This window comes from Chryseobacterium sp. D764, assembly GCF_019317325.1.
In the GTDB taxonomy this organism is placed as follows: domain Bacteria; phylum Bacteroidota; class Bacteroidia; order Flavobacteriales; family Weeksellaceae; genus Chryseobacterium.
The window spans coordinates 2,992,878-3,013,075 of sequence record NZ_CP079219.1; the positions used below are offsets into that span (position 1 = coordinate 2,992,878).

At 36.7% G+C, this 20,198-nt stretch carries 24 protein-coding genes; 15 read left to right on the forward strand and 9 right to left on the reverse strand.

Going from position 1 to position 20,198, the window contains the following annotated elements:
• The first annotated feature begins 101 nt into the window (after positions 1–101).
• Positions 102–479, forward strand: a complete 378-nt coding sequence (locus tag KYG33_RS13535; protein ID WP_077419461.1) for a DoxX family protein — start codon at positions 102–104, stop codon at positions 477–479.
• 108 nt (positions 480–587) lie between these two features.
• Here the strand turns inward: KYG33_RS13535 and KYG33_RS13540 are convergent, their stop codons facing one another.
• Positions 588–1,946, reverse strand: a complete 1,359-nt coding sequence (locus KYG33_RS13540) for an acyl-CoA dehydrogenase family protein (protein WP_077419460.1) — start codon at positions 1,944–1,946, stop codon at positions 588–590.
• A 208-nt stretch (positions 1,947–2,154) separates the two neighbouring features.
• Here KYG33_RS13540 and KYG33_RS13545 point away from each other — a divergent pair, with 208 nt between their 5' ends.
• From KYG33_RS13545 to KYG33_RS13595, 11 genes are all read left to right on the forward strand, one after another.
• On the forward strand, positions 2,155–3,066 hold the full coding sequence (locus KYG33_RS13545) for a DUF4349 domain-containing protein (protein WP_219071911.1): 912 nt from the start codon (positions 2,155–2,157) through the stop codon (positions 3,064–3,066).
• A gap of 157 nt (positions 3,067–3,223) precedes the next feature.
• Positions 3,224–4,099: a TraB/GumN family protein gene (locus tag KYG33_RS13550; protein ID WP_219071912.1), complete on the forward strand. Its 876-nt coding sequence runs from the start codon at positions 3,224–3,226 to the stop codon at positions 4,097–4,099.
• A 99-nt stretch (positions 4,100–4,198) separates the two neighbouring features.
• Positions 4,199–4,633 carry an RNA polymerase sigma factor gene (locus tag KYG33_RS13555; RefSeq protein WP_411267050.1) on the forward strand — a complete coding sequence of 145 codons (435 nt, stop codon included), beginning with the start codon at positions 4,199–4,201 and terminating at the stop codon, positions 4,631–4,633.
• Positions 4,623–5,228: a hypothetical protein gene (locus tag KYG33_RS13560; RefSeq protein ID WP_219071914.1), complete on the forward strand. Its 606-nt coding sequence runs from the start codon at positions 4,623–4,625 to the stop codon at positions 5,226–5,228. Before KYG33_RS13555 ends, KYG33_RS13560 begins: the two co-directional genes overlap by 11 nt.
• A gap of 198 nt (positions 5,229–5,426) precedes the next feature.
• A complete protein-coding gene (gene pgi / locus KYG33_RS13565) occupies positions 5,427–7,067 on the forward strand; it encodes a glucose-6-phosphate isomerase (protein ID WP_219071915.1) in 1,641 nt (546 codons plus the stop codon).
• Between the two features lie 47 nt (positions 7,068–7,114).
• On the forward strand, positions 7,115–7,999 hold the full coding sequence (locus KYG33_RS13570; RefSeq protein WP_077419454.1) for a bifunctional 5,10-methylenetetrahydrofolate dehydrogenase/5,10-methenyltetrahydrofolate cyclohydrolase: 885 nt from the start codon (positions 7,115–7,117) through the stop codon (positions 7,997–7,999).
• A 7-nt stretch (positions 8,000–8,006) separates the two neighbouring features.
• Positions 8,007–8,636: a 7-carboxy-7-deazaguanine synthase QueE gene (locus KYG33_RS13575; RefSeq protein ID WP_077419453.1), complete on the forward strand. Its 630-nt coding sequence runs from the start codon at positions 8,007–8,009 to the stop codon at positions 8,634–8,636.
• Between the two features lie 43 nt (positions 8,637–8,679).
• Complete coding sequence (locus KYG33_RS13580; protein ID WP_219071916.1) at positions 8,680–10,050, forward strand: exopolysaccharide biosynthesis polyprenyl glycosylphosphotransferase; 1,371 nt, start codon at positions 8,680–8,682, stop codon at positions 10,048–10,050.
• Between the two features lie 103 nt (positions 10,051–10,153).
• Positions 10,154–10,906, forward strand: a complete 753-nt coding sequence (locus tag KYG33_RS13585) for an MlaE family ABC transporter permease (protein ID WP_077419451.1) — start codon at positions 10,154–10,156, stop codon at positions 10,904–10,906.
• On the forward strand, positions 10,906–11,721 hold the full coding sequence (locus tag KYG33_RS13590) for an ABC transporter ATP-binding protein (RefSeq protein WP_047381751.1): 816 nt from the start codon (positions 10,906–10,908) through the stop codon (positions 11,719–11,721). The genes KYG33_RS13585 and KYG33_RS13590 overlap by 1 nt, the downstream gene beginning before the upstream one ends.
• On the forward strand, positions 11,705–12,316 hold the full coding sequence (locus tag KYG33_RS13595) for an outer membrane beta-barrel protein (protein ID WP_047377301.1): 612 nt from the start codon (positions 11,705–11,707) through the stop codon (positions 12,314–12,316). Before KYG33_RS13590 ends, KYG33_RS13595 begins: the two co-directional genes overlap by 17 nt.
• Before the next feature lie 34 nt (positions 12,317–12,350).
• Here the strand turns inward: KYG33_RS13595 and KYG33_RS13600 are convergent, their stop codons facing one another.
• Positions 12,351–12,662: a hypothetical protein gene (locus tag KYG33_RS13600; RefSeq protein ID WP_077419450.1), complete on the reverse strand. Its 312-nt coding sequence runs from the start codon at positions 12,660–12,662 to the stop codon at positions 12,351–12,353.
• A gap of 87 nt (positions 12,663–12,749) precedes the next feature.
• Positions 12,750–13,556 carry a M48 family metallopeptidase gene (locus tag KYG33_RS13605; protein ID WP_047381756.1) on the reverse strand — a complete coding sequence of 269 codons (807 nt, stop codon included), beginning with the start codon at positions 13,554–13,556 and terminating at the stop codon, positions 12,750–12,752.
• 105 nt (positions 13,557–13,661) lie between these two features.
• Here KYG33_RS13605 and KYG33_RS13610 point away from each other — a divergent pair, with 105 nt between their 5' ends.
• Entirely contained in the window at positions 13,662–14,210 is a 549-nt protein-coding gene (locus KYG33_RS13610; RefSeq protein ID WP_077419449.1) for a DUF4251 domain-containing protein, read from the forward strand.
• Here KYG33_RS13610 and meaB read toward each other — a convergent pair.
• The gene (meaB, locus tag KYG33_RS13615; RefSeq protein WP_219071917.1) at positions 14,207–15,199 is read right to left on the reverse strand and encodes a methylmalonyl Co-A mutase-associated GTPase MeaB; all 993 of its coding nucleotides are present in this window, start codon (positions 15,197–15,199) and stop codon (positions 14,207–14,209) included. The two genes, KYG33_RS13610 and meaB, sit on opposite strands and share 4 nt — an antisense overlap.
• A 201-nt stretch (positions 15,200–15,400) precedes the next feature.
• Here meaB and KYG33_RS13620 point away from each other — a divergent pair, with 201 nt between their 5' ends.
• Positions 15,401–15,694 (forward strand): c-type cytochrome, encoded by a 294-nt coding sequence (locus KYG33_RS13620; protein ID WP_077419448.1) that lies wholly within the window; start codon positions 15,401–15,403, stop codon positions 15,692–15,694.
• 20 nt (positions 15,695–15,714) lie between these two features.
• Positions 15,715–16,002, forward strand: a complete 288-nt coding sequence (locus KYG33_RS13625) for a cytochrome C (RefSeq protein ID WP_077419447.1) — start codon at positions 15,715–15,717, stop codon at positions 16,000–16,002.
• A 110-nt stretch (positions 16,003–16,112) separates the two neighbouring features.
• Here the strand turns inward: KYG33_RS13625 and KYG33_RS13630 are convergent, their stop codons facing one another.
• From KYG33_RS13630 to KYG33_RS13650, 5 genes are all read right to left on the reverse strand, one after another.
• On the reverse strand, positions 16,113–16,619 hold the full coding sequence (locus KYG33_RS13630; RefSeq protein WP_180564782.1) for a tetratricopeptide repeat protein: 507 nt from the start codon (positions 16,617–16,619) through the stop codon (positions 16,113–16,115).
• Positions 16,606–17,304: a peptide chain release factor H gene (gene prfH / locus KYG33_RS13635; RefSeq protein ID WP_180564783.1), complete on the reverse strand. Its 699-nt coding sequence runs from the start codon at positions 17,302–17,304 to the stop codon at positions 16,606–16,608. The genes KYG33_RS13630 and prfH overlap by 14 nt, the downstream gene beginning before the upstream one ends.
• A gap of 1 nt (position 17,305) precedes the next feature.
• Entirely contained in the window at positions 17,306–17,851 is a 546-nt protein-coding gene (locus KYG33_RS13640; RefSeq protein ID WP_077419445.1) for a hypothetical protein, read from the reverse strand.
• A gap of 83 nt (positions 17,852–17,934) precedes the next feature.
• Entirely contained in the window at positions 17,935–19,326 is a 1,392-nt protein-coding gene (locus tag KYG33_RS13645) for an RtcB family protein (protein WP_219071918.1), read from the reverse strand.
• Positions 19,327–19,353: 27 nt separating this feature from the next.
• Complete coding sequence (locus tag KYG33_RS13650) at positions 19,354–20,091, reverse strand: hypothetical protein (RefSeq protein WP_077419443.1); 738 nt, start codon at positions 20,089–20,091, stop codon at positions 19,354–19,356.
• Between the last annotated feature and the right edge of the window lie 107 nt (positions 20,092–20,198).

Sequence of the window (20,198 nt, forward strand, 5' to 3'; positions counted from 1 at the left end):
AACATCAATTAACGCAAATTAACAATTGATTTAATATTTTTTGTTAAATTAATCATAAAATATCCTATTTTTATTTTACATTTGATATCAAATCATCAATCATGAAAATTATAAAATTCATTTTATGCTTATTATTCGGTCTTATGTTTATTAATGCCGGATTAAACAAGTTTTTTAATTATATGCCTATGGAGAAACCCACTCCTGAGCAAATGAAACTTTTCGCTGCTTTTGGAGAAATCAGCTGGCTGATGCCATTAGTGGGCATCGTTGAAGTCATTGGCGGATTATTATTTATTTTTCCAAAGACAAGAGCACTGGGAGCTATTGTTATTTTACCCGTGATGGTAGGAATTGTCACTCATGTTTTCACTATGGATAAATCTCCAATGGGAATGGGCATTGCCGGAGTAATGTTCCTGATCAATCTTTGGATGATTCTTGACAACAAGGAAAAATATAAACATTTAGTTTCATAAGGCTGCAGATAATAGGTTGCAGTTCTTATAGTGTTCAAATAAAATTTATTGTTTTTAATCAATTTTAAAAACATACTAAAAACTACAACCTATCATCTTACCTGCTTCCTATACAAAAGCACTAAAGCCTGTAATGGAGCGCCCTACAATCAATGAATTGATTTCTTTTGTTCCTTCATAAGAATAAATAGCTTCTGCATCAGCAACAAATCTGGCTACATCGTACTCCAGCAGAATTCCGTTGCCTCCCATCACCTCTCTTGCTCTGGAAACAATATCTCTTGTTCTTAGAGTACAGAAAACTTTAGCTAAAGAAGCATGTTCATCTTTTAAAATTCCTTCATCCTGCATTTCGGACAACCGGAACACCATAGTCTGCATCGCCGTAAGATTGGACAGCATTTCTACCAAATGCCCCTGAATCATCTGGAACGAAGCAATAGGTCTTCCAAACTGCTCTCTTTTTCGGGTATAATCCAAAGCGCTTTCATAAGCTCCGCGTGCACAGCCTGTGGCCATCCATGCCACTCCTGCTCTGGTCATTCTCAGTACTTTTCCTGTGTCTTTAAAAGAATTGGCATTCTGCAGACGGTTCTCTTCGGTTACAAGGCAGTCTTTTAAAGTAATCAATCCATTCTGGACAATCCTTAAAGCCATTTTCCCTTTGATCTTTTCTACAGAATATCCCGGATTATCTTTTTCTACAATAAACCCTTTCACTTCTCCACTATCCAGATCTCTTGCCCAAATAATTATTATATCAGCAAAAGTGGCATTACCAATCCATTTTTTCTGACCATTCAGAACCCAGCCTTCTGGTGTTTTTTTACAGGTTACTGTAAGTCCGCCAGCAGCACCAGAACCTACTTCCGGCTCGGTAAGCCCGAAAGCTCCTATTTTTTCAAATTTCTGCATCTGTGGAAGCCATTTCTGCTTCTGCTCTTCAGATCCGCATATATAGATAGAACCCATTGCCAGCCCGGATTGCACTCCAAAAAATGTAGCAATGGAAGCGTCCACTCTCGCCATTTCCATTGCAATGACTCCTTCCATCAGGAAAGGCATTCCCGGACACCCATAGCCTTCATAGGTAACTCCGCAGATATCAAGTTTCTGAAATTTCGGGATCAGTTCAAATGGGAATTCATCTCTGAGCCAGTAATGATTGACCAAAGGTTTTACTTCTTTTTCCATGAATGTTCTTACTTTAAGCTGAATTTCACGTTGTTCAGGAGTAAGGGTATGGTAGATATCATAAAAATCACCATCAATAGGAGGAAGTTCTTTCTTTTTCTTTTCCGGATCAAGCATTTTCATGAGCCCGGAAAGCTGTTTATCATCCAGTTTTGAGAAATTATGCATCAGTTTGGGTAGATCCACTTTTTGAGAAATGGCACTCAACTGATCAAAATCTATGGATGTGAATAGTCCTATTGCGTTTCTGATTTTGGAAAAGGTATTTGACATAGTGATCGTTTGTAGTTTTGGTTTGTAAAAGATAAGCAAAAATTGCTCCGAAAGCAAGCACCGGAACTGCACCTTGTTTTACAAAACACTTAATTTCAATCAATTAAAACAGAATATTCCGTTTACAAGCTTTTTACTTTTGATTTTCAAGCGTTACAAAAGATCCTGACTGAACTTTGACTCAAGGAAAACAACAAAAATCAACGCTATGAAAACGACTTACATTAAACTATCTCTATCCGCTGTTCTTTTATTAGGTATTTATTCATGTAAAAAGGGTGAAGTTTCTTCAGCAGACCTTGATGCTTACGCTACAACAGATTCTGCCTCTGCCATTGTTTCAGACAGCATCTCATCTGTTGCCGATATGAAGATAAAGGATAAACAGTTCATCAAGACAGCAGATGTCAGTATGGAAGTAAAAGATGTATATAATGCAACCATCGCTATTGAAAAATCGGTTCAGGAGCTTGGAGGGTTTGTCACCAATAGTAATCTTCAAAGTAATGTGGTTTCTGAAAACACCTATAACACATCCAATGAAGAAGCAATGCTTGTCAAAAAATATCAGTCGGAAAACAGAATGCAGGTACGTATTCCTACGGAAAAGCTTGGTGAACTATTGACAGCAATCAATACAAACAAGTTATTTCTTAATTCAAGATCCATTAATGCAGAGGATGTGACTGCCAACATCAAATATTCGGAACTGGAAGGAAAAAGAAACCAAAAAACATCTGACAATATCAGCAAACTGAAAACAAATAAAGATAAAGTAACTCTGGATGATGGGAATATGTCTGAAGGAAATCTTCAAAAGCTGGCGAGTATGAATATGACAGACGATCTGAAATACAGCACCATTGATATTTACATCAAAGAACCTCAGTTACGTATTGCTGAAATTGCTGTGACGAACACTACAAGCATTGATAATAAATATAAATACAATTTCATCTACGATGCAAAAGATGGTTTTGTGTATGGTTTTTATCTGATCCAGAGAATTATAATAGCCCTTATCAACGTCTGGCCTATTCTATTAATTGCAGCTACGCTGATCTATTTTCTAAGAAAAAGAAAAATTTCAAAACCTGAACGACCGAAGATTCAACAATAAAAAAAACTCTACTAACCAATTGGTTATCATCATAATTTTAGATTTTACAACCTCCTGTTTTCGGGAGGTTTTTATTTTTTTTGAAAAAAACTGTAACGATTGTAATGCCTTCTTTACCCACTGTTTAAAAGAACAGAAAATCAAAAAAATTAATAATATGAAAAATTTAGTAAAAATTGGATTCGCAGCTTTATTATCTGTAAGCACGATAACCACAAAAGCACAGAACACAAATAAAAATAATGAAAATAGCCTGCTTTGGGAAGTATCCGGAAACGGCCTTTCTAAACCCTCTTATATTACCGGGACTTTTCATATCTTATGCAGTAAAGATTTTGAAATAAAACCTAAGGTATTAAAAGCTCTTGAGAAATCTGACAACTTTGTTATGGAAATCAATTATACAGATCCTACTGAAATAATGTCATTACAAAAAATGTTTAAGACAGATAAGAAAATATCTGAGCAGCTTTCTCCTGAAGAAGCTAAGGAACTCAATACGATTCTCGCCAATTACGGAACAGATCTGAAAAGCATAGATTCTTCAAGTCCACAGGCGCTTTATGCACTGCTTTCCACCAAAGCAATCCCATGTTCTCAGAGCGAAGTAAAACTTTACGAAATGGAACTTCTTCAAAAGGCAATAAAAGATAAAAAGAATATTAAGGGTCTGGAAAAAGTAGAAGAGCAGATGAGAAGTATTAATGAAGCTTATGATCTGAAAAGCACCATCGCACAGCTTAAAATGGGTAATGAATATGAAATATTATTCAGACAGATGATTGAAGCCTTCAAAAATGAAAATGCACAGTCACTTTACAGTCTATTTAAGGATGAAAGGTTTATGAATGCTCAACAGGAAAAAGCAATGCTGACCAACAGAAATCAAAACTGGGTAAAGACAATGCCTGAAATGATGAAAAAGGAAAGTTCTTTCTTTGCGGTGGGCGGCTCTCATCTTATGGGGGAAAACGGCATTATTCCTCTTCTTCAGTCAAAAGGCTACACAGTAAAACCTGTGTCTAGTTTATAACACTAACCAAACCATGAAACTATTGTGAGTACTCCAACTGAAACTGCTTTTTTAAAGCTCATCAACCAGCACAAGGGCATTTTATACAAAGCTTCAAGGATCTACGCAGATTCTGTAGAAGACCGGGAAGACCTGCAGCAGGAAATTCTTATCCAGCTTTGGAAATCCTATCAGAATTTCAAAGGGAACAGCGAGTTTTCTACATGGATGTATCGGGTTGCCATCAATACTGCTATTACCTATTTAAAAAAGGAAAAACAGAGATCCGGTAATCATACAGATGCTCCTGCTCATTTTGAAGTTCAGCAGGAAGATTATAACCCTTCAAAGGACAGGCAGCTGGAAGTTTTCTACAGTGCCGTTCAGGAGCTGAATTCTTTAGAAAAAGCAGTCATATTTTATTTCATGGAAGGAATTTCACACAAAGAAATTGGAAATAATTTAGGACTCAGCGAAGGCAATGCCCGCGTAAAACTTAACAGAACAAAAGAAAAAATACAACAAATCATAAAAAAATCAGGTTATGAATTTTGATCAATTAAAAGAACAATGGAATAATGAAGACGGTAACGTCCATATTCCTGACAACATAGAACAATTAAAGGAAAGCAAACACCCTATAGAAAAGATTCAAAAGAGTATGAAAAAGGAATTTCCTGCGCAGGTTCTTTCTATCATGCTTATTGGCTTTTTCCCGCTGCTATTCCAATTTCCTTCTTCACAATATACCATTTATTATATATCCTATACTTTATTGGTGGTAGTCTCCTGTTATTATTTATTTGGGTTTTATCAATTTTACAAACAAGTTGAACTTTATACTGGAAACACAAGAAACAGCCTGTGGAAGATATATCACGAGCTCAGGTTAAACATGGAGAGATATCAATCTTTTGGTTTTTTGTTACTTCCCCATTTTCTAATAACCTTAGGTTTACTTGCATTTAATATGTTGGAGAAAAAGGGTGAATCGTTAGCTGATATTACTCATAAATATCAAATATCACTCATTTTATTAGTATTGGTAGGCGTTTTTTCTGTCGTAGTAAGCATTATCTTATGGACAAAGTATATTTACGGCCCCAGTGCCAGACAATTGGAAAAGATTCTGAATGAAATGGAAGAATAAACCATTCTTTATAAACACTAAAAATGAAGTCTCAGAGAATATCTGAGGCTTTGTTCTTTAAAAAATCATTATTTATCATCTTCAAATTTATCTGAGGTTTTATTTTTCCGTAAATTTGCACATCAGAAATAAATCATTATGGATTATGAGCTATTTTCATCCGATACATGATTTTCTGAGCGATAAAAATTCTGTAATATGCTATCAAAAATAAATCCAACACAAACTAACAGCTGGAAAGCGCTTGACGAACACTTCGGTGGAAATGACTTTGATCTTAGAACTCTTTTCCAGTATAATCCGAACCGTTTTAATGAGTTTTCCCTGCAAAAGGACAACTATTTGTTTGATTATTCTAAAAACTTAATTGATTCCAGAACGAAGGATCTTTTGTTACAATTGGCCGAAGAAAGCCAGCTAAAAGATGCTATTTCCAGAATGTTCTCCGGTGATAAAATCAATGAAACGGAAGGAAGAGCTGTTCTGCATACGGCATTAAGGGATTTTTCAGACCGTGAAATTCTTGTGGATGGAGAAAATATCAAACCACAGATCAAAAGAGTTCTTGATCATATGAAATCTTTTTCTGAGAAAATTATTTCAGGAGAACATAAAGGTTTCAGTGGAAGAGAGATCACGGATGTCGTAAATATTGGTATTGGAGGATCAGATTTGGGTCCTGTAATGGTTTGTTCGGCTTTAAAGCATTTCAAAACAAGATTAAACGTTCATTTTGTTTCCAATGTGGACGGAAATCATATCGCAGAAGTGGTGAAAAACTTAAATCCTGAAACCACTTTATTTATCATTGCTTCCAAAACCTTTACGACTCAGGAAACAATGACCAATGCAAATTCAGCAAAGGATTGGTTCCTGAAGGCCGGAAAGCAGGAAGACGTAGCAAAGCATTTTGTTGCTTTATCTACTAATATTGAAGAAGTTAAGAAGTTCGGAATTGCAGAAGAAAATATTTTTGAGTTCTGGGACTGGGTAGGCGGAAGATATTCTCTTTGGAGCGCTATTGGATTAAGCATCGTTCTTTCTGTAGGATATGACAACTTCGAGCAGCTTTTAAGAGGAGCTTTTGATACTGATCAACATTTCCAGACTGCTGATTTCTCTGAAAACGTTCCCGTATTAATGGGACTTCTGGGAATCTGGTATCGTAATTTCTATGCAGCAACCACTTATGCTATCTTGCCTTATTCTCAATATCTGGACAGATTTGCAGCTTATCTTCAGCAGGGAGATATGGAAAGTAACGGAAAATGTGTGGACAGAAACGGTGAATTTGTAGAATATGAAACAGGACCTATCATCTGGGGAGAGCCTGGAACAAATGGTCAGCATGCATTCTATCAATTGATCCACCAGGGAACAGAATTGATTCCTGCAGACTTTATTGCCTATACAAAGAGTCCGAACAAAGTTTCGGATCATCAGGATAAATTATTAGCTAACTTTTTCGCTCAGACTGAAGCACTTGCCTTCGGAAAACAGGAAGAAGAGGTTGAAGAAGAGCTTAGAAATTCAGGGAAATCTGATGAAGAAATAGACAGACTGATCAATTTCAAAGTCTTCCACGGAAATACACCTACTAACTCTATATTATTCAAAGAATTAACTCCTTTTTCATTAGGTCAGCTGATTGCTTTATATGAACACAAAATTTTTGTTCAGGGAGTAATCTGGAATATTTTCAGCTTTGACCAGTTTGGAGTGGAGTTAGGAAAAGTATTAGCCAACAAAATCCTTCCTGAGCTTGAGAACAATGAAGCAATAAGTACTCACGACAGCTCAACCAACGGATTGATCAATTACTATAAGGAAAACAAATAGTAAGTAAAAAGAAAGTAAAAGTAAATCTATAAAGTAAAAAAGTAAAAATGGCAGAAATTCTTGACGGACTTAAAGTATCCAAGGAAATTAAAGCAGAGATCAAGGTTGAAGTAGAAAAGATTCTCGCAAGCAAAAGAAGAGCACCCCATTTGGTAGCTATTCTTGTAGGAAATAATGGAGCAAGCAAAGCCTATGTAAACTCTAAAGTAAAAGACTGTGAGGAAGTAGGATTTCAATCCAGCTTAATCAAATTTCCTAGTACAGTTGCTGAATCTGAACTATTGGAAAAAATTGACGAGCTTAATAAATCTAAAGCAGTTGACGGATTTATCGTTCAGTTGCCTTTACCAGATCAGATTGATCAGGAAAAAATTATCAACGCAATTGATCCAAGAAAAGACGTGGATGGTTTCCACCCTGAAAACTTTGGAAAAATGGCTCTTGAAATGGATACTTTCTTACCGGCAACTCCTTTCGGTATTTTAACATTATTAGAAAGATATAATATTGAAACTAAAGGGAAAGACTGTGTAATTATCGGAAGAAGTAAAATTGTAGGAAGACCAATGAGTATCCTGATGGGTAGAAAAGATTTCCCTGGAAACTCTACAGTTACCCTTACACACTCCTATACAAAAGACATTGAAGAATATACAAGAAAAGCAGACATCGTAATTACCGCTTTGGGAGATCCTCATTTCTTAAAAGGAGATATGATCAAAGAAGGAGCTGTAATTGTTGACGTGGGTATTACAAGAGTAGATAATGACTCTCCAAAAGGATATTACCTTGCAGGTGATGTAGATTTTGACAGCTGTGCAGCTAAAGCAAGCTGGATTACTCCGGTACCTGGAGGAGTAGGCCCAATGACAAGAGCGATGTTGATGAAAAACACCATCATTGCTTACAAAACTTCGGTCTATAACGACTAATTTTAAAATGAATAAAGAAGAAGATATTTTATTAAAAGAAGGTAAAATGCTCCCTGTAATGGAGCATTTTTACACTTTACAGGGAGAAGGAGCACACACCGGAAAAGCCGCTTATTTTATCAGGCTGGGAGGTTGTGATGTAGGATGTCACTGGTGTGATGTAAAAGAAAGTTGGGATCCGGAACTCCATCCTCTGATGAATACAGTAGAAATTGCAGAAACAGCTGCAAAACATTGTAAAACAATTGTTCTGACGGGTGGTGAACCTCTAATGTGGAACTTGGATATATTGACTTCCAGATTGAAAGAGCTGGGATGTACAGTGCATATCGAAACTTCGGGAGCTTATCCTCTGAGCGGACAGCTGGACTGGATCACCCTTTCGCCAAAGAAAACAGGACTTCCTAAAGAAGAAATCTATCAGAAGGCCCATGAGCTTAAAGTTATCATTTTCAATCAGCATGACTTTACATTTGCACAGGAACAGGCAGCAAAAGTTTCTGAAAACTGCAAGCTTTATCTTCAGAGTGAATGGAGCAAAAGAGATGATATGTATCCTAAGATCACAGATTTCATCCTGGAACATCCGGAATGGCAGGCTTCAGTTCAGACTCACAAATATCTGAATATCCCGTAAAAAAGCTTAAATTAGCTGGGCTTATCCGCTATAATACCGATAGATGCAGAGAATTCGATACTCTAGATACCTGAAATCGATCATTATGTTGCTTGACCTTATGGTTATTGCATCTATCTTCATATTCTTTTTTATAAGCAGAAACGAAAGTTTAAAATACAATAAAGAAACCTGGTATCAGAATATTTTTTCTCTGATTCTGTTGTTTTTGTTCTGGGTGCTTCTGAGCGGTAGGACAAAAATATACAACATTCCTAGAAACCTTACTTATACCTTGTTTCTTGAACGCCTTTTAATCCACTTCCTCTTTTTTATACTTGGCGTACTGCTTATAGGAAAGGTAAGTAACAATGTATTTTTCAATTCGGATATATACTGGCTCTCTCTTTATCTTTTTATTTTCATCTTCCTTGTAAAGTCTTTTATCTATTTTGCAATCAAGTACTTACGATCCCTTGGAGCCAATTACAGGAATGTGATGTTCTTAGGAGACAGCCACTCCACGGAGATCCTGAAAAATATTTTTACAGACCGTAAAGACTACGGATACAGAATATTTGAATATGAAAATTCTGATATCAATAGTAATGAGCTGGTTACTTTCTGGAAAAAGAACGGGATTCATACTCTGTTTTTATCAATGGAAAACTCTTATGATGAATGGATTCAGAATGAGATTTTCAAATTGGCAGAAGATAATAAGATTCATATTTCACTCATTCCGAGTATCACACAAAGTGATTTTTTCCTGTATGATCTGGGATATATACAAACCCAGCCGGTTCTTAATCAGGCAAGATATCCTTTAGATTATTATTCTAATTTTCTAATGAAAAGGACGTTTGATATTTTGTTTTCTGTTATTATACTGGTTTTTATCTGCTCGTGGGTATTCCCGATCATTGCCGTTTTAATCAAGGCTACTTCCAAAGGCCCGGTATTTTTCCTTCAGAAGAGATACGGTTTTCATGAAGAGGTATTCAATTGTCTTAAATTCAGAACAATGGTTGTAAATGATGAGTCCACAACCAAAACCACCTCAGTAAACGATTCAAGGATTACCAAAGTGGGTAAGTTTTTAAGAAAAACAAGTCTTGATGAGCTTCCGCAATTTATCAATGTACTGAAGGGGGAAATGTCTGTAGTAGGGCCGCGCCCTCATATGCTTTCCGTTGATAATTATTATAAACCAAAAATCGGAAGATACAGCTTAAGAAGTATGGTAAGCCCCGGCATCACAGGATTAGCACAGGTAAATGGATTACGCGGTGACTTCGGAGATGTGGAAGTAGAGATGAAAAAACGGGTTCTGGCCGATACTTTCTATGTAAGAAACTGGAGTTTTGTACTCGATCTTGTGATTACTTTAAAAACCGTTTTTCTGGTTATAGGGGGAGATAAAAATGCAAAATAAAGAACAGGACCAGTTCAATATCGAAATAATTTTAACACAAAACCAGGCTTTAGTCTTATTCTCGACTCTAGCCCAATTAAATAAAAAAGTCTAATTTAGCAGTATGTTAAAAAAGTTTTTCACAGCAGTAGGAGAATACATGATCCTCTTGGGGAAATCCCTGCAGAAACCTCAGAAAATGAAGGTTTTCTGGAAGCTGTTCATGAGAGAAATTAATGATTTGGGAGTAAATTCTTTCGGACTTGTCATCTTCACATCCATATTCGTTGGAGCTGTAGTGGCTATTCAGATGTTCAACAACTTTGATGCTTCTTCTTTTCCTATTCCACCTTCATTTGTAGGATATGCTACAAAAGCAGTTTTGGTTCTGGAATTTGCACCTACCATTATCAGTTTGATTCTGGCAGGAAAAGTAGGCTCATACATTGCTTCCAGTATTGGAACAATGAGGGTTTCCGAGCAGATTGATGCATTAGATATTATGGGAGTAAACTCACCCAATTTTCTGATACTACCTAAAATTATCGCCTGTATGATTTTTAATCCCCTTCTTATTGCTATCAGTATCGTATTTGGTATTGGAGGAGGCTATATAGCCGGGATTTTAACAGGAAACTGGACGGAAAACGACTATATTGTTGGGATTCAGATGTATATGCCGAATTTATTTATTTACTATGCATTTAGCAAGACTATCGTTTTTGCGTTTATCATTGCTACTGTACCGTCTTATTTCGGATACAATGTAAAAGGAGGATCGCTGGAAGTAGGTAGAGCCAGTACACAGGCTGTAGTATGGACAATGGTATTTATTATCATTTCCGAATTAATTTTAACCCAATTAATATTAAGCTGATGATTGAGGTAAAAGATCTTAAGAAAAGTTTTGATGATGTTGAAGTACTTAAGGGAATTTCAACTTCATTTGATAAAGGAAAAGTAAACTTAATCATTGGGCAGAGTGGCTCCGGAAAAACCGTTTTTTTAAAGAGTTTATTGAATGTTTATATGCCCTCTTCAGGAGAAATCTTATTCGACGGCAGAAATGTAAATACCATGAACAGGGAAGAAAAACAGCATCTTCGTTCAGAAATCGGAACCGTATTCCAGGGAAGTGCATTATTTGATTCCTTAACTGTGGAAGAGAATATCATGTTTCCTCTTGATATGTTTACCAATCTTACCTACAGAGAAAAAAAGAAAAGGGTTTTCGAAGTAATAGGACGAGTACATCTTGACAAAGCGGAAAGAAAGTATCCTTCTGAGATCTCAGGAGGAATGCAGAAAAGGGTAGCGATCGCCAGAGCTATTGTCAACAATCCGAAGTATCTATTCTGTGATGAACCCAATTCCGGGCTGGATCCTTATACTTCTAAGATAATTGATGATCTCCTTTACGAGATCACCAAAGAATATAATACGACCACCATCATCAATACTCACGATATGAACTCTGTAATGACGATTGGCGAGAAAATTGTATACCTAAGACTTGGAATCAAAGAATGGGAAGGGAATAAAGACATCCTGATTACCGCAGGCAATAAAAATCTGATTGATTTCGTTTATTCTTCAGAACTGTTTAAAGAGCTGAGAGAATATTTACTTGAGAATAATAAAACGATTGAAACTACAACTACAAAAATAGACGATAATGAAAAAGGTACTTAGTATAGCGTTAATAGGATTTTCAATGTGGGCTTCTGCACAGATTTCACTGGCAGGTAAGGCTAACTTAATCTTTCCTACCGGATCTCCTTCCTGGTCTAATATTAAAGGAACAGTGAATGATGCCATTGACGGAACAGGTAAAAACAATGTAGGTTTCAATGTAGGACTTTCATTAAAAGTGGGTCTTCCTACTTCATTGTTTGTGATGCCCGAAATCTATTATACTCATTTCAAAAATGAGTTTACTACAGAGAACACTACTTTTGATGTTAAAAGCAACCGTATAGATGTTCCGGTTCTTTTAGGATATAACCTTTTGGGGAATATGCTAGGTGTTTTTGTAGGTCCTGTTGGAAGTTTTAACTTAAATAAAGACAATACTTACAACGATTTCAAAGAAAATGCTAAAAATGATTTTACCGTTGGCTACCAGTTTGGGGCACAGCTAGAAATCAAGAAGCTCATTGTAAATGCAAGATATGAAGGCGCTTTCAGTAAAGATGAAAGAAACTTTATCAACAGAGTTTCCGGTTCGGAAATCAGATATGATAACAGACCTAACCTGTTTATGGTAGGTTTAGGATATAAATTCTAATCAGATATCGAAATAACAACTTAAAACCCTCAAATTAAATTTGAGGGTTTTTATTTTGGTCTTCAAGCTCAGCCTGGCGTTTTGCAATATCTGCAGCCTGTTTTTCAAGCTCTTCTTTGTCTTTCTGCAGTTGTTTGAATTCTTTTTTCTTCTGGTCTGCTTTTATAGCGCTTCCTTTACTTAGATAACCTACCATTCCTCCAATGATAAGTCCTATTCCTACTCCTGCCATTATTCCCATAATGTGAGAAATTTTTATTTGTTCTACGGCAAAATCAGTCGTTAAATAGAAAAGTAATGCAGAAACAGCCAAAAGTATAAGTCCGGTAATTGATAAACTCTTCATAATATTGTGTTTAGGTGGTTTAAATAAAAAAGCCTTACCAAATTTACTAAAAATTTAATAAGGCCTTATTCAAGATTAAAATTCTAATTATATTTTTCCTCCCGCAGCCTTATAATATTCCAAAGCTTTTGGAAGATCCTTATTGATATCTGAAATTCTTGTTTCCGGATTTGGGTGGGTAGATAAGAATTCTGGTTGTCTTGCTCCTGTAGATGCCGCTTCCATTCTGTTCCAGAAAGGGATTGCCGCTCTTGGATCATATCCTGCCATAGACATCAGATAAAGCCCCATTTCATCAGCTTCTGACTCCTGACCTCTTCCGTATTTCAATAATGCCACCTGTGAACCGATAGGATATACCTTCTGGAAAACACTGGCCCATTGTGAATTTGAGATTGTTCCTCCCAGGATAGCCCCTCCGTACTGGGCTACCATTGCCTGGGAAATTCTTTCGTTTCCGTGGCCTGCCAGTGCGTGGGAAACCTCATGTCCCAGTACTACTGCAAGTCCGTTATCATCTTTTGTAACCGGTAATATTCCGGTATAGACAGCTACTTTACCACCTGGCATACACCAGGCATTCAGTTCACTGCTTTGCAGAAGATTAAATTCCCAGCTGTAGCTCGCAAGATCTGCTGATCTTCCTATGCTCTGATAATATCTTTCTGCAGCGCTTTTAATTCTGTTTCCTACATTTACCACTCTCTTTGCATCTGCCGTACCGGTAATCACCTTACCCTTAGACAATGTCGTCTTATATTCCTGTGAAGACATTGTTAAAATTTCCGAGTTGTTGGCCAGCTGTAAAGACGATCTTCCAGTAATCGGGTTTGTAGTACAGGCAACAGCCGACAGAGCAATAGCTCCCATTCCTAATAGATGTGTAACTTTCATAGTTTGAGTGTTAATAATTCAACCTTAACAATTTTTATTCCAAAATATTTCAGAAAGAATATATTTGCATACATTTTGCTGTTTAAATTTAATAATTATCTCATTATGAAAAAGTATATTTCTTTACTGATGATTTTTGGATTCCTGTTCTTATTTCAGAGCTGTGCATCACAAGGCTCATTAGACTCAAAAACAGTGGATACTTTAGTAAGTTCTCAGGAGTTTACTTTCCATGCAGAAAGAGCCAATCCTACGAATTATGACGTTATTAATGTCATGAACTCAATGCCTAATGCTACTGCCACAAGAATACTGAACCTGAACGGAGATTATACCATTGATGTCAGTAAAAATACACTGGAAGTAGTGTTGCCATATTTCGGAAGATTATTCAATCCAACCTATGGAAACACTAGTGAAAATGGCTATAGATTTACTTCTAAAGATTTCACAGTCAATAAAATTCAGAATAAAAAAGGAAAATGGACTTTAAAATTCAAGCCTAATGATGTAAGGAATGTGGAGGAAGTGAATATTGAAATTTTTAAAAACGGTAAAGCTTTCGTTTCTATGAGAAGTAACGACAGACAGCCGATTTCCTATGACGGATATGTTTCAAAAACTGAGGTAAAACAGGAAAAAGAGAAACCTTAATCCCTGTTTTCGTTCGATAAAAATTTTTCAACAAATAATTTTGCTTCAGTACTTGGATTGGAAACCATCGCTGAAGCATTTTTTTTGTGCATATGATAAGCTTCTTCTACCGCATCACTCTTTTTCATCAGGGATAAAATATATTCCTGAACCCAATATTCAAAGCGTTTCTCTGCCTGTTGAACACGGATTTCTTCAAAACGTCCGCTTTTCTTCTTCAGATCAATAAATTCAGAGATTGTATCATAAACTTCCTGTAATCCTTGGTTATGAAGAGCAGAGCCTAATAAAACCGGAATTTTCCAGCCTTTTTCTTTAGGAGGGATAAAGTCTAAAGCTCTTTTTAATTCCAGCCTTGTATTTTTTGCTTTCTGGAGATTGTCCTGATCTACTTTATTGATGAAAATAAGGTCTACCATTTCCATGATACCGCGTTTTATTCCCTGAAGTTCGTCTCCACCTCCAATGATTTTAAGGAATAAAAAAACATCAGTAATATCAGCAACAAGGACTTCTGACTGCCCTACACCCACTGTTTCTATTAAAATATAATCGTATCCTGCTGCTTCACAGATCATCATCGTTTCAAAAGTAGTATTGGCTACTCCGCCCAGAAAACCTGAGCTTGGGGAAGGACGTATGAACGCATTTTCTTCTTTTGCAAGTTCTTCCATCCTGGTTTTATCCCCTAAAATACTTCCTTTGTTGATCGCAGAACTGGGATCAATCGCCAAAACAGCCACTTTTTTACCCTGTGCAATAACCAAGCGGCCGAAGTTTTCTATAAAGGTGGATTTTCCGGCTCCGGGAACGCCTGTTACTCCTACTCTCACAGAGTTTCCGGTAAAAGGCATAATCTTCTTCAGAAGATCTTCTGTCTGTACCCTGTGCTCTGCTTTTTTACTTTCAACCAATGTAATAGCTTTTGCAATCAGGCGTTTGTTTCCTGACTGTATTCCTTCTATTAGCTCTTCTGTAGAAAATTTCATTGATTCAAAATTAATAATTAAAATGGGAATGATCAATAGCCGGCTCATAATGATGAGACAAAAGATTTAAAAATTGTCTTCATTCTGGATTATCGATTCTTCATGAATTCAATTTTTATTTCTTCTAAATTAAAACTAGAACGCCCTGTATCAAAGGCTTAAGGAATTTATTACATTTGTTATATCTCAAAAAAAAGAAACATGAAAAAACTCATCGCTGCGGCTTCGTTTACTGCTATTTTGCTGGTTTCCTGTACGCCAAAAGCTGCTACATCCACTGCTACTGCAGGAACTTCAACATCTACTGCGGAGCAGATTGCCCAAGGAAAAACCATTTTTGAAAACTCTTGTGGAAGATGTCATAAGTTACCTGATCCTGCTTCACACAATCCTGTACAATGGGTAGGAATCATGAATTCTATGGCTCCAAAGGCAAAACTAACGGATGAACAGCACCAATGGGTTTATGATTATATTGTTTCTGCGAAGAAGTAATCATCAAACAAAAATAGGATATGAAAAAATTCATCTTAACAGGTATCGCAGCATCAGCATTTCTGGTATCCTGCGGACCAAAAAGTGTGGCTGTAACAGGGCCGAAGTATACCTCATCTGAGCAGTTGACCCAAGGAAAAACCATTTTTGAAAATTCCTGTACAAAATGTCATAAGCTGCCAGAACCTACCAAGCATGACGACAAGGGATGGATCAACACTTTAAGCAGAATGGCTCCAAAGGCTAAACTGACTGATGACCAGCATCAAATGGTGTATGACTATCTGATCTCTGTAAACAAAAAATAAGACTGCCTCAAAATTGTCATTCTGAACGAAATGGAATGGAGTAAAGAATCTCTTATTATGATTACTAACAAGATTCTTCCTTCGTCAGAATGACAAAAGTCAAAAACAGATTATTCCGTCTTTTTTATAGTTCTTGTTCTGGTTACCTTTCCTTTAACCAGTTTTTCCCGGTCTTCAAGTATTTCAAGCGCAGCCCTGTTGTAAGCAAATTTTTTAGCTTCTTTCAGCGTTCCTAGAGCCTGTTTATACTCAAAGTTTCTTTCATGCAGAAGAGACAGACAGTTCAGGATTTCCGATTTATCAATTCCTTTGAGCTCTAAGGCAAATGCTATCAATTTTTCTGCTTCTTTATAATCTTCATTATTCAAAAGACATTCAATATAATATTTGGGAGTATTGACATTACCAATGTTACTCTGCATGGCTTCATCAAAGTACTTCTTTGCCGTTTCATAATCCTTCAGTTCTTCGGAATATACTCTTCCCATCAGACAAAGGCTGTCTGCATCTTCAGGTTCATAAGACAGAGCATAGTTCAGAGCATCCATACATTCGGAAAGATTGAATGGAAAATAATCTAATGCTTCAAAATAATATTTACTTTTAGTTAAGGTCATTTTTGTAGTTTTTGAGTTCATTTTTCAAGGCATTCCTTTGTTTTTTGAATGTCCTGTCTTCGTAATTCTTTTTAAAATCTGTTCCTGAAAATGTGCGAACCGGATTTCCACGTTCTATCTGCATCTGAAGAGACCAGGTGTCTTTCAGTTTTCTTTCCAGCTGTTGTATATAAACTGCCATTACCTTTTCTTTTAATCTGATAACGGATAGTTTTTTATTTTCCAGCTGTGAACGGGAATCCTGCACAAAAACAGTTTCGTTAGTAGGAATATAAGTGGCACGAACGGCAGTATTTACTTTGTTTACATTTTGTCCTCCACTCCCTTGGCTTCTCGCGGTCTGAAACCGGATATCTTTTTCATTGAAATCAATCATTTTTACATCTTCCAGTTCAAAAATTCCGATAAACCAATTGCTTCTTTTATGCAGTTTTCTGAAAGTACTTTTTCCTATCCAGCAAACGCTTCCCAGCCAGTTTTTTAAAAACAGGTTTACCTCTTTTCCTTTTAAAAGCAGGGTTACTGATTTTAATGTCAGGTTTTCATCACCGTTTTCACGATGAATGATTTCGTAATCTATTGTATTTTGTTTTGCCTCTTCAATAAAGGTCTTCAGGACCTTGGCTGCTACCCATTGGCATTCTAAAGGCCCTCTTCCTGAAGTGATCTGTATTAATTTTTCCATTTTATGTTGGCATTTTGCTTAATAAAGGGTGTCCAACAGGATCTATTCCCTTTTGTAATAAATCTTTTGCAGCCATTACTGCCCAGCATTTGTCGCTGGAGTGAATATTTCTGTAAAATGAAAGTAAAATATCAGGTTTCACAACGGTAAAACCATTGGCTTCGATGGTTTCAAGATCATCTCTTTCGAAGAAATCAATGGTAATTCTGTGAAACTTATCATTTTCCAATTCTACCGTTTTCTCATACCTGCGAAAATTTTCTTCACTCGGCAGATGATCATATCGGGTCCAGACTTTCTGAAATCCTTCCTGCTGAAGAATGATAACGACTTCTGCGACATTTTCTTTCTTTACAAAAACATCAATATCCTTGTGGTCGTGAGCATGCTTGTATTCCGTATGTCCTTTTTCTGACATAAAATGCCATGCCCAGCCACCTGAGATAATGATTTTATCTTTTAATATATTCAAAATTTCGAGTCCCCACCGGATTCTGAACTCCGGCCAGACTTCACCGTATCTTTTTATGTTATGTGGTGCTCCCATTTCTTTGTTTTTAAGTTAAAAGCTGAAGGTTTATAGCTGACAATTCAGTATTTTCAACTGACAACTATAAACAATCAACCAAATTATCTGTCCATTCTCACAATTCTCGGCTGGAATGTTCCCAGGATGTCTACCAGTTCACTCTGTGCATTCATTACTTCATTGATGTCTTTGTAGGCCATTGGTGCTTCTTCTGCGTTTCCGCCCATCAGTGTGACATTTTTAAGCTTTAATTCTTTTTTAATATCATGCTGAGTGAAAAGGCTTCTGCATTCTCCCCTTGAATGGGCTCTTCCCGCTCCATGAGATGCTGAGTTCAGGGATTCCGGATTTCCTTTTCCGCGAACGATAAATCCTTTCGCTGTCATGGATCCTGGAATCATTCCAAGCTCATTTTCATTGGCAGGTGTTGCTCCTTTGCGGTGAACAATCACTTCTTTGCCGTTATGGATTTCTTTCCATGCAAAGTTGTGATGATTTTCAATTCTGGCTTTTACTCTTCCACCGACTGCTTTTACCAGCCTTCTGTGAATATCATCATGACAGGCCGAAGCATAATCTCCGGCAAGATTCATGGCCGTCCAGTATTCCAGTCCCAGGTGTGTACTCAGATCCAGCCAGGCGAAGTTTTGCGCTTCTTTTGGTAATGGACACTGTTCTGCAGCCACTCTTGAGTAATATTGGGCAATCTCTGCTCCGAGACCTCTTGAGCCACTGTGAGAAAGGATTCCCAGGTATTTTCCTTTTGGAAGGCCAATCTGCTCGTCTTCTTCACTGATTTCTACTTCTCCGAATTCTACAAAATGATTTCCTCCGCCTGAGGATCCCATCTGTTTGATTGCTTTTCCCTTTAGTCTTCTTAAGATAGGGATCATATCGAATGTATCTCTTTCAAAAATCTCATGATCTATGTGAGATTTGTGCGTTTCATACATTCCGAATTTTGTATGTTCTGCAAGAGCTTTTTCATATTTATCTCTTGCTCCTTCAAGATATGAAATGGGTGTATCCAGAATACTGAGGCTCATTCTGCAGCCTATATCCATTCCTACTCCGTAAGGAATTACTGCATTTTCCACTGCCAGAACTCCTCCTATTGGAAGTCCGTACCCACTGTGGGCATCAGGCATTAATGCTCCCTGAGTAGAAATAGGCAGTTTCAAAGCAGTGTACAACTGATTTTTTGCCTCTTCTGAGATATTGTTACCAAAAATATGAAATGAAGCACGCTGTGAATTCAACATTCTTTTTTCAGTTTTTTTGGATGAAAGCAGGGTTTCTGCGATTTGTCCGAAAGTGAGATCTTTTTCAAATTCTTCCGGATTCAGCAGGATTTCTTTTAAAAGAGATTTTACATGGTGAATATTTTTTGTTGCAAAATTTCTTTTCATAACTTCCAATGCTACGTTTACGCTTTGGTTATTTGGATAGCCCAGTTTTAATATATCTTTTCCTTTTAGTTTTAAATTTCCCATTGTTTTTGTTTTAAATAACAGTTGGACTCATAAGTCCTGTAAGCTTTCTGCAATCTCTGTTGCAGACATAGTGCAGGTAATATATTTCCTGCTTTTGATAAGTGGAATATCTTCTCTTTTTCTTCTCCATGGATATGACCTGCCATAAATTTTTTTATGTATAATTCCTACAATTTTATGCTGTCCCAAATAATCTTCCAGCTCTGCACATTCTTTTTCCAATTCAAAGTCTACAGGTTTATAGTGGGTAATCATATTGGGTCTTATACGCAGGATAAATCTCCAGGGTTCAGTAAATTCGTAGTAAGGCACATAAGTCTTCCGGGCAGGACAATATTCTTCCTGTTTCAGAAAATACTGTCTTTCCCTTGGAGTAAGTCCCAGCTTTGGGTCATTCCAGGAATATGAAGAGATATGTTCGAGTTTCTGTACTCTTTCTACATATATTCTTCGCCCAAATTTTCTTTTCTTTTTTAAAAACTGTCGGCTTTCTGAATACATGTATGTATTAATCTTCTTCAATATTCCTTCAAAGAATTCTCCGTCTTTGGATCTTAATACATCTTCCCTTACCGCAAAGAATCTTACAAATCCTCTTTGATAAGGTTTATCCAAAGGAATCCATGGGGTATTTCGTCTGATATCCCAAAGTTCATCACTACGTTGATATTTTTTTCTTATCTGCTTTTCTACATCTTTTCTAATTGTTCTTTTCCTGCTTCTCATGCTTCTCAGACGGAAAAACAGAAGGTTATCATTTTCCATTAATTCTCGCTCAACTAAACAGTTAGTTGACTTAATATTTATCATTTTTAACGGGAAAAGAAATAGATTCTTCCTCCGTCAGAATGACAAGATGAATGTTATGAACT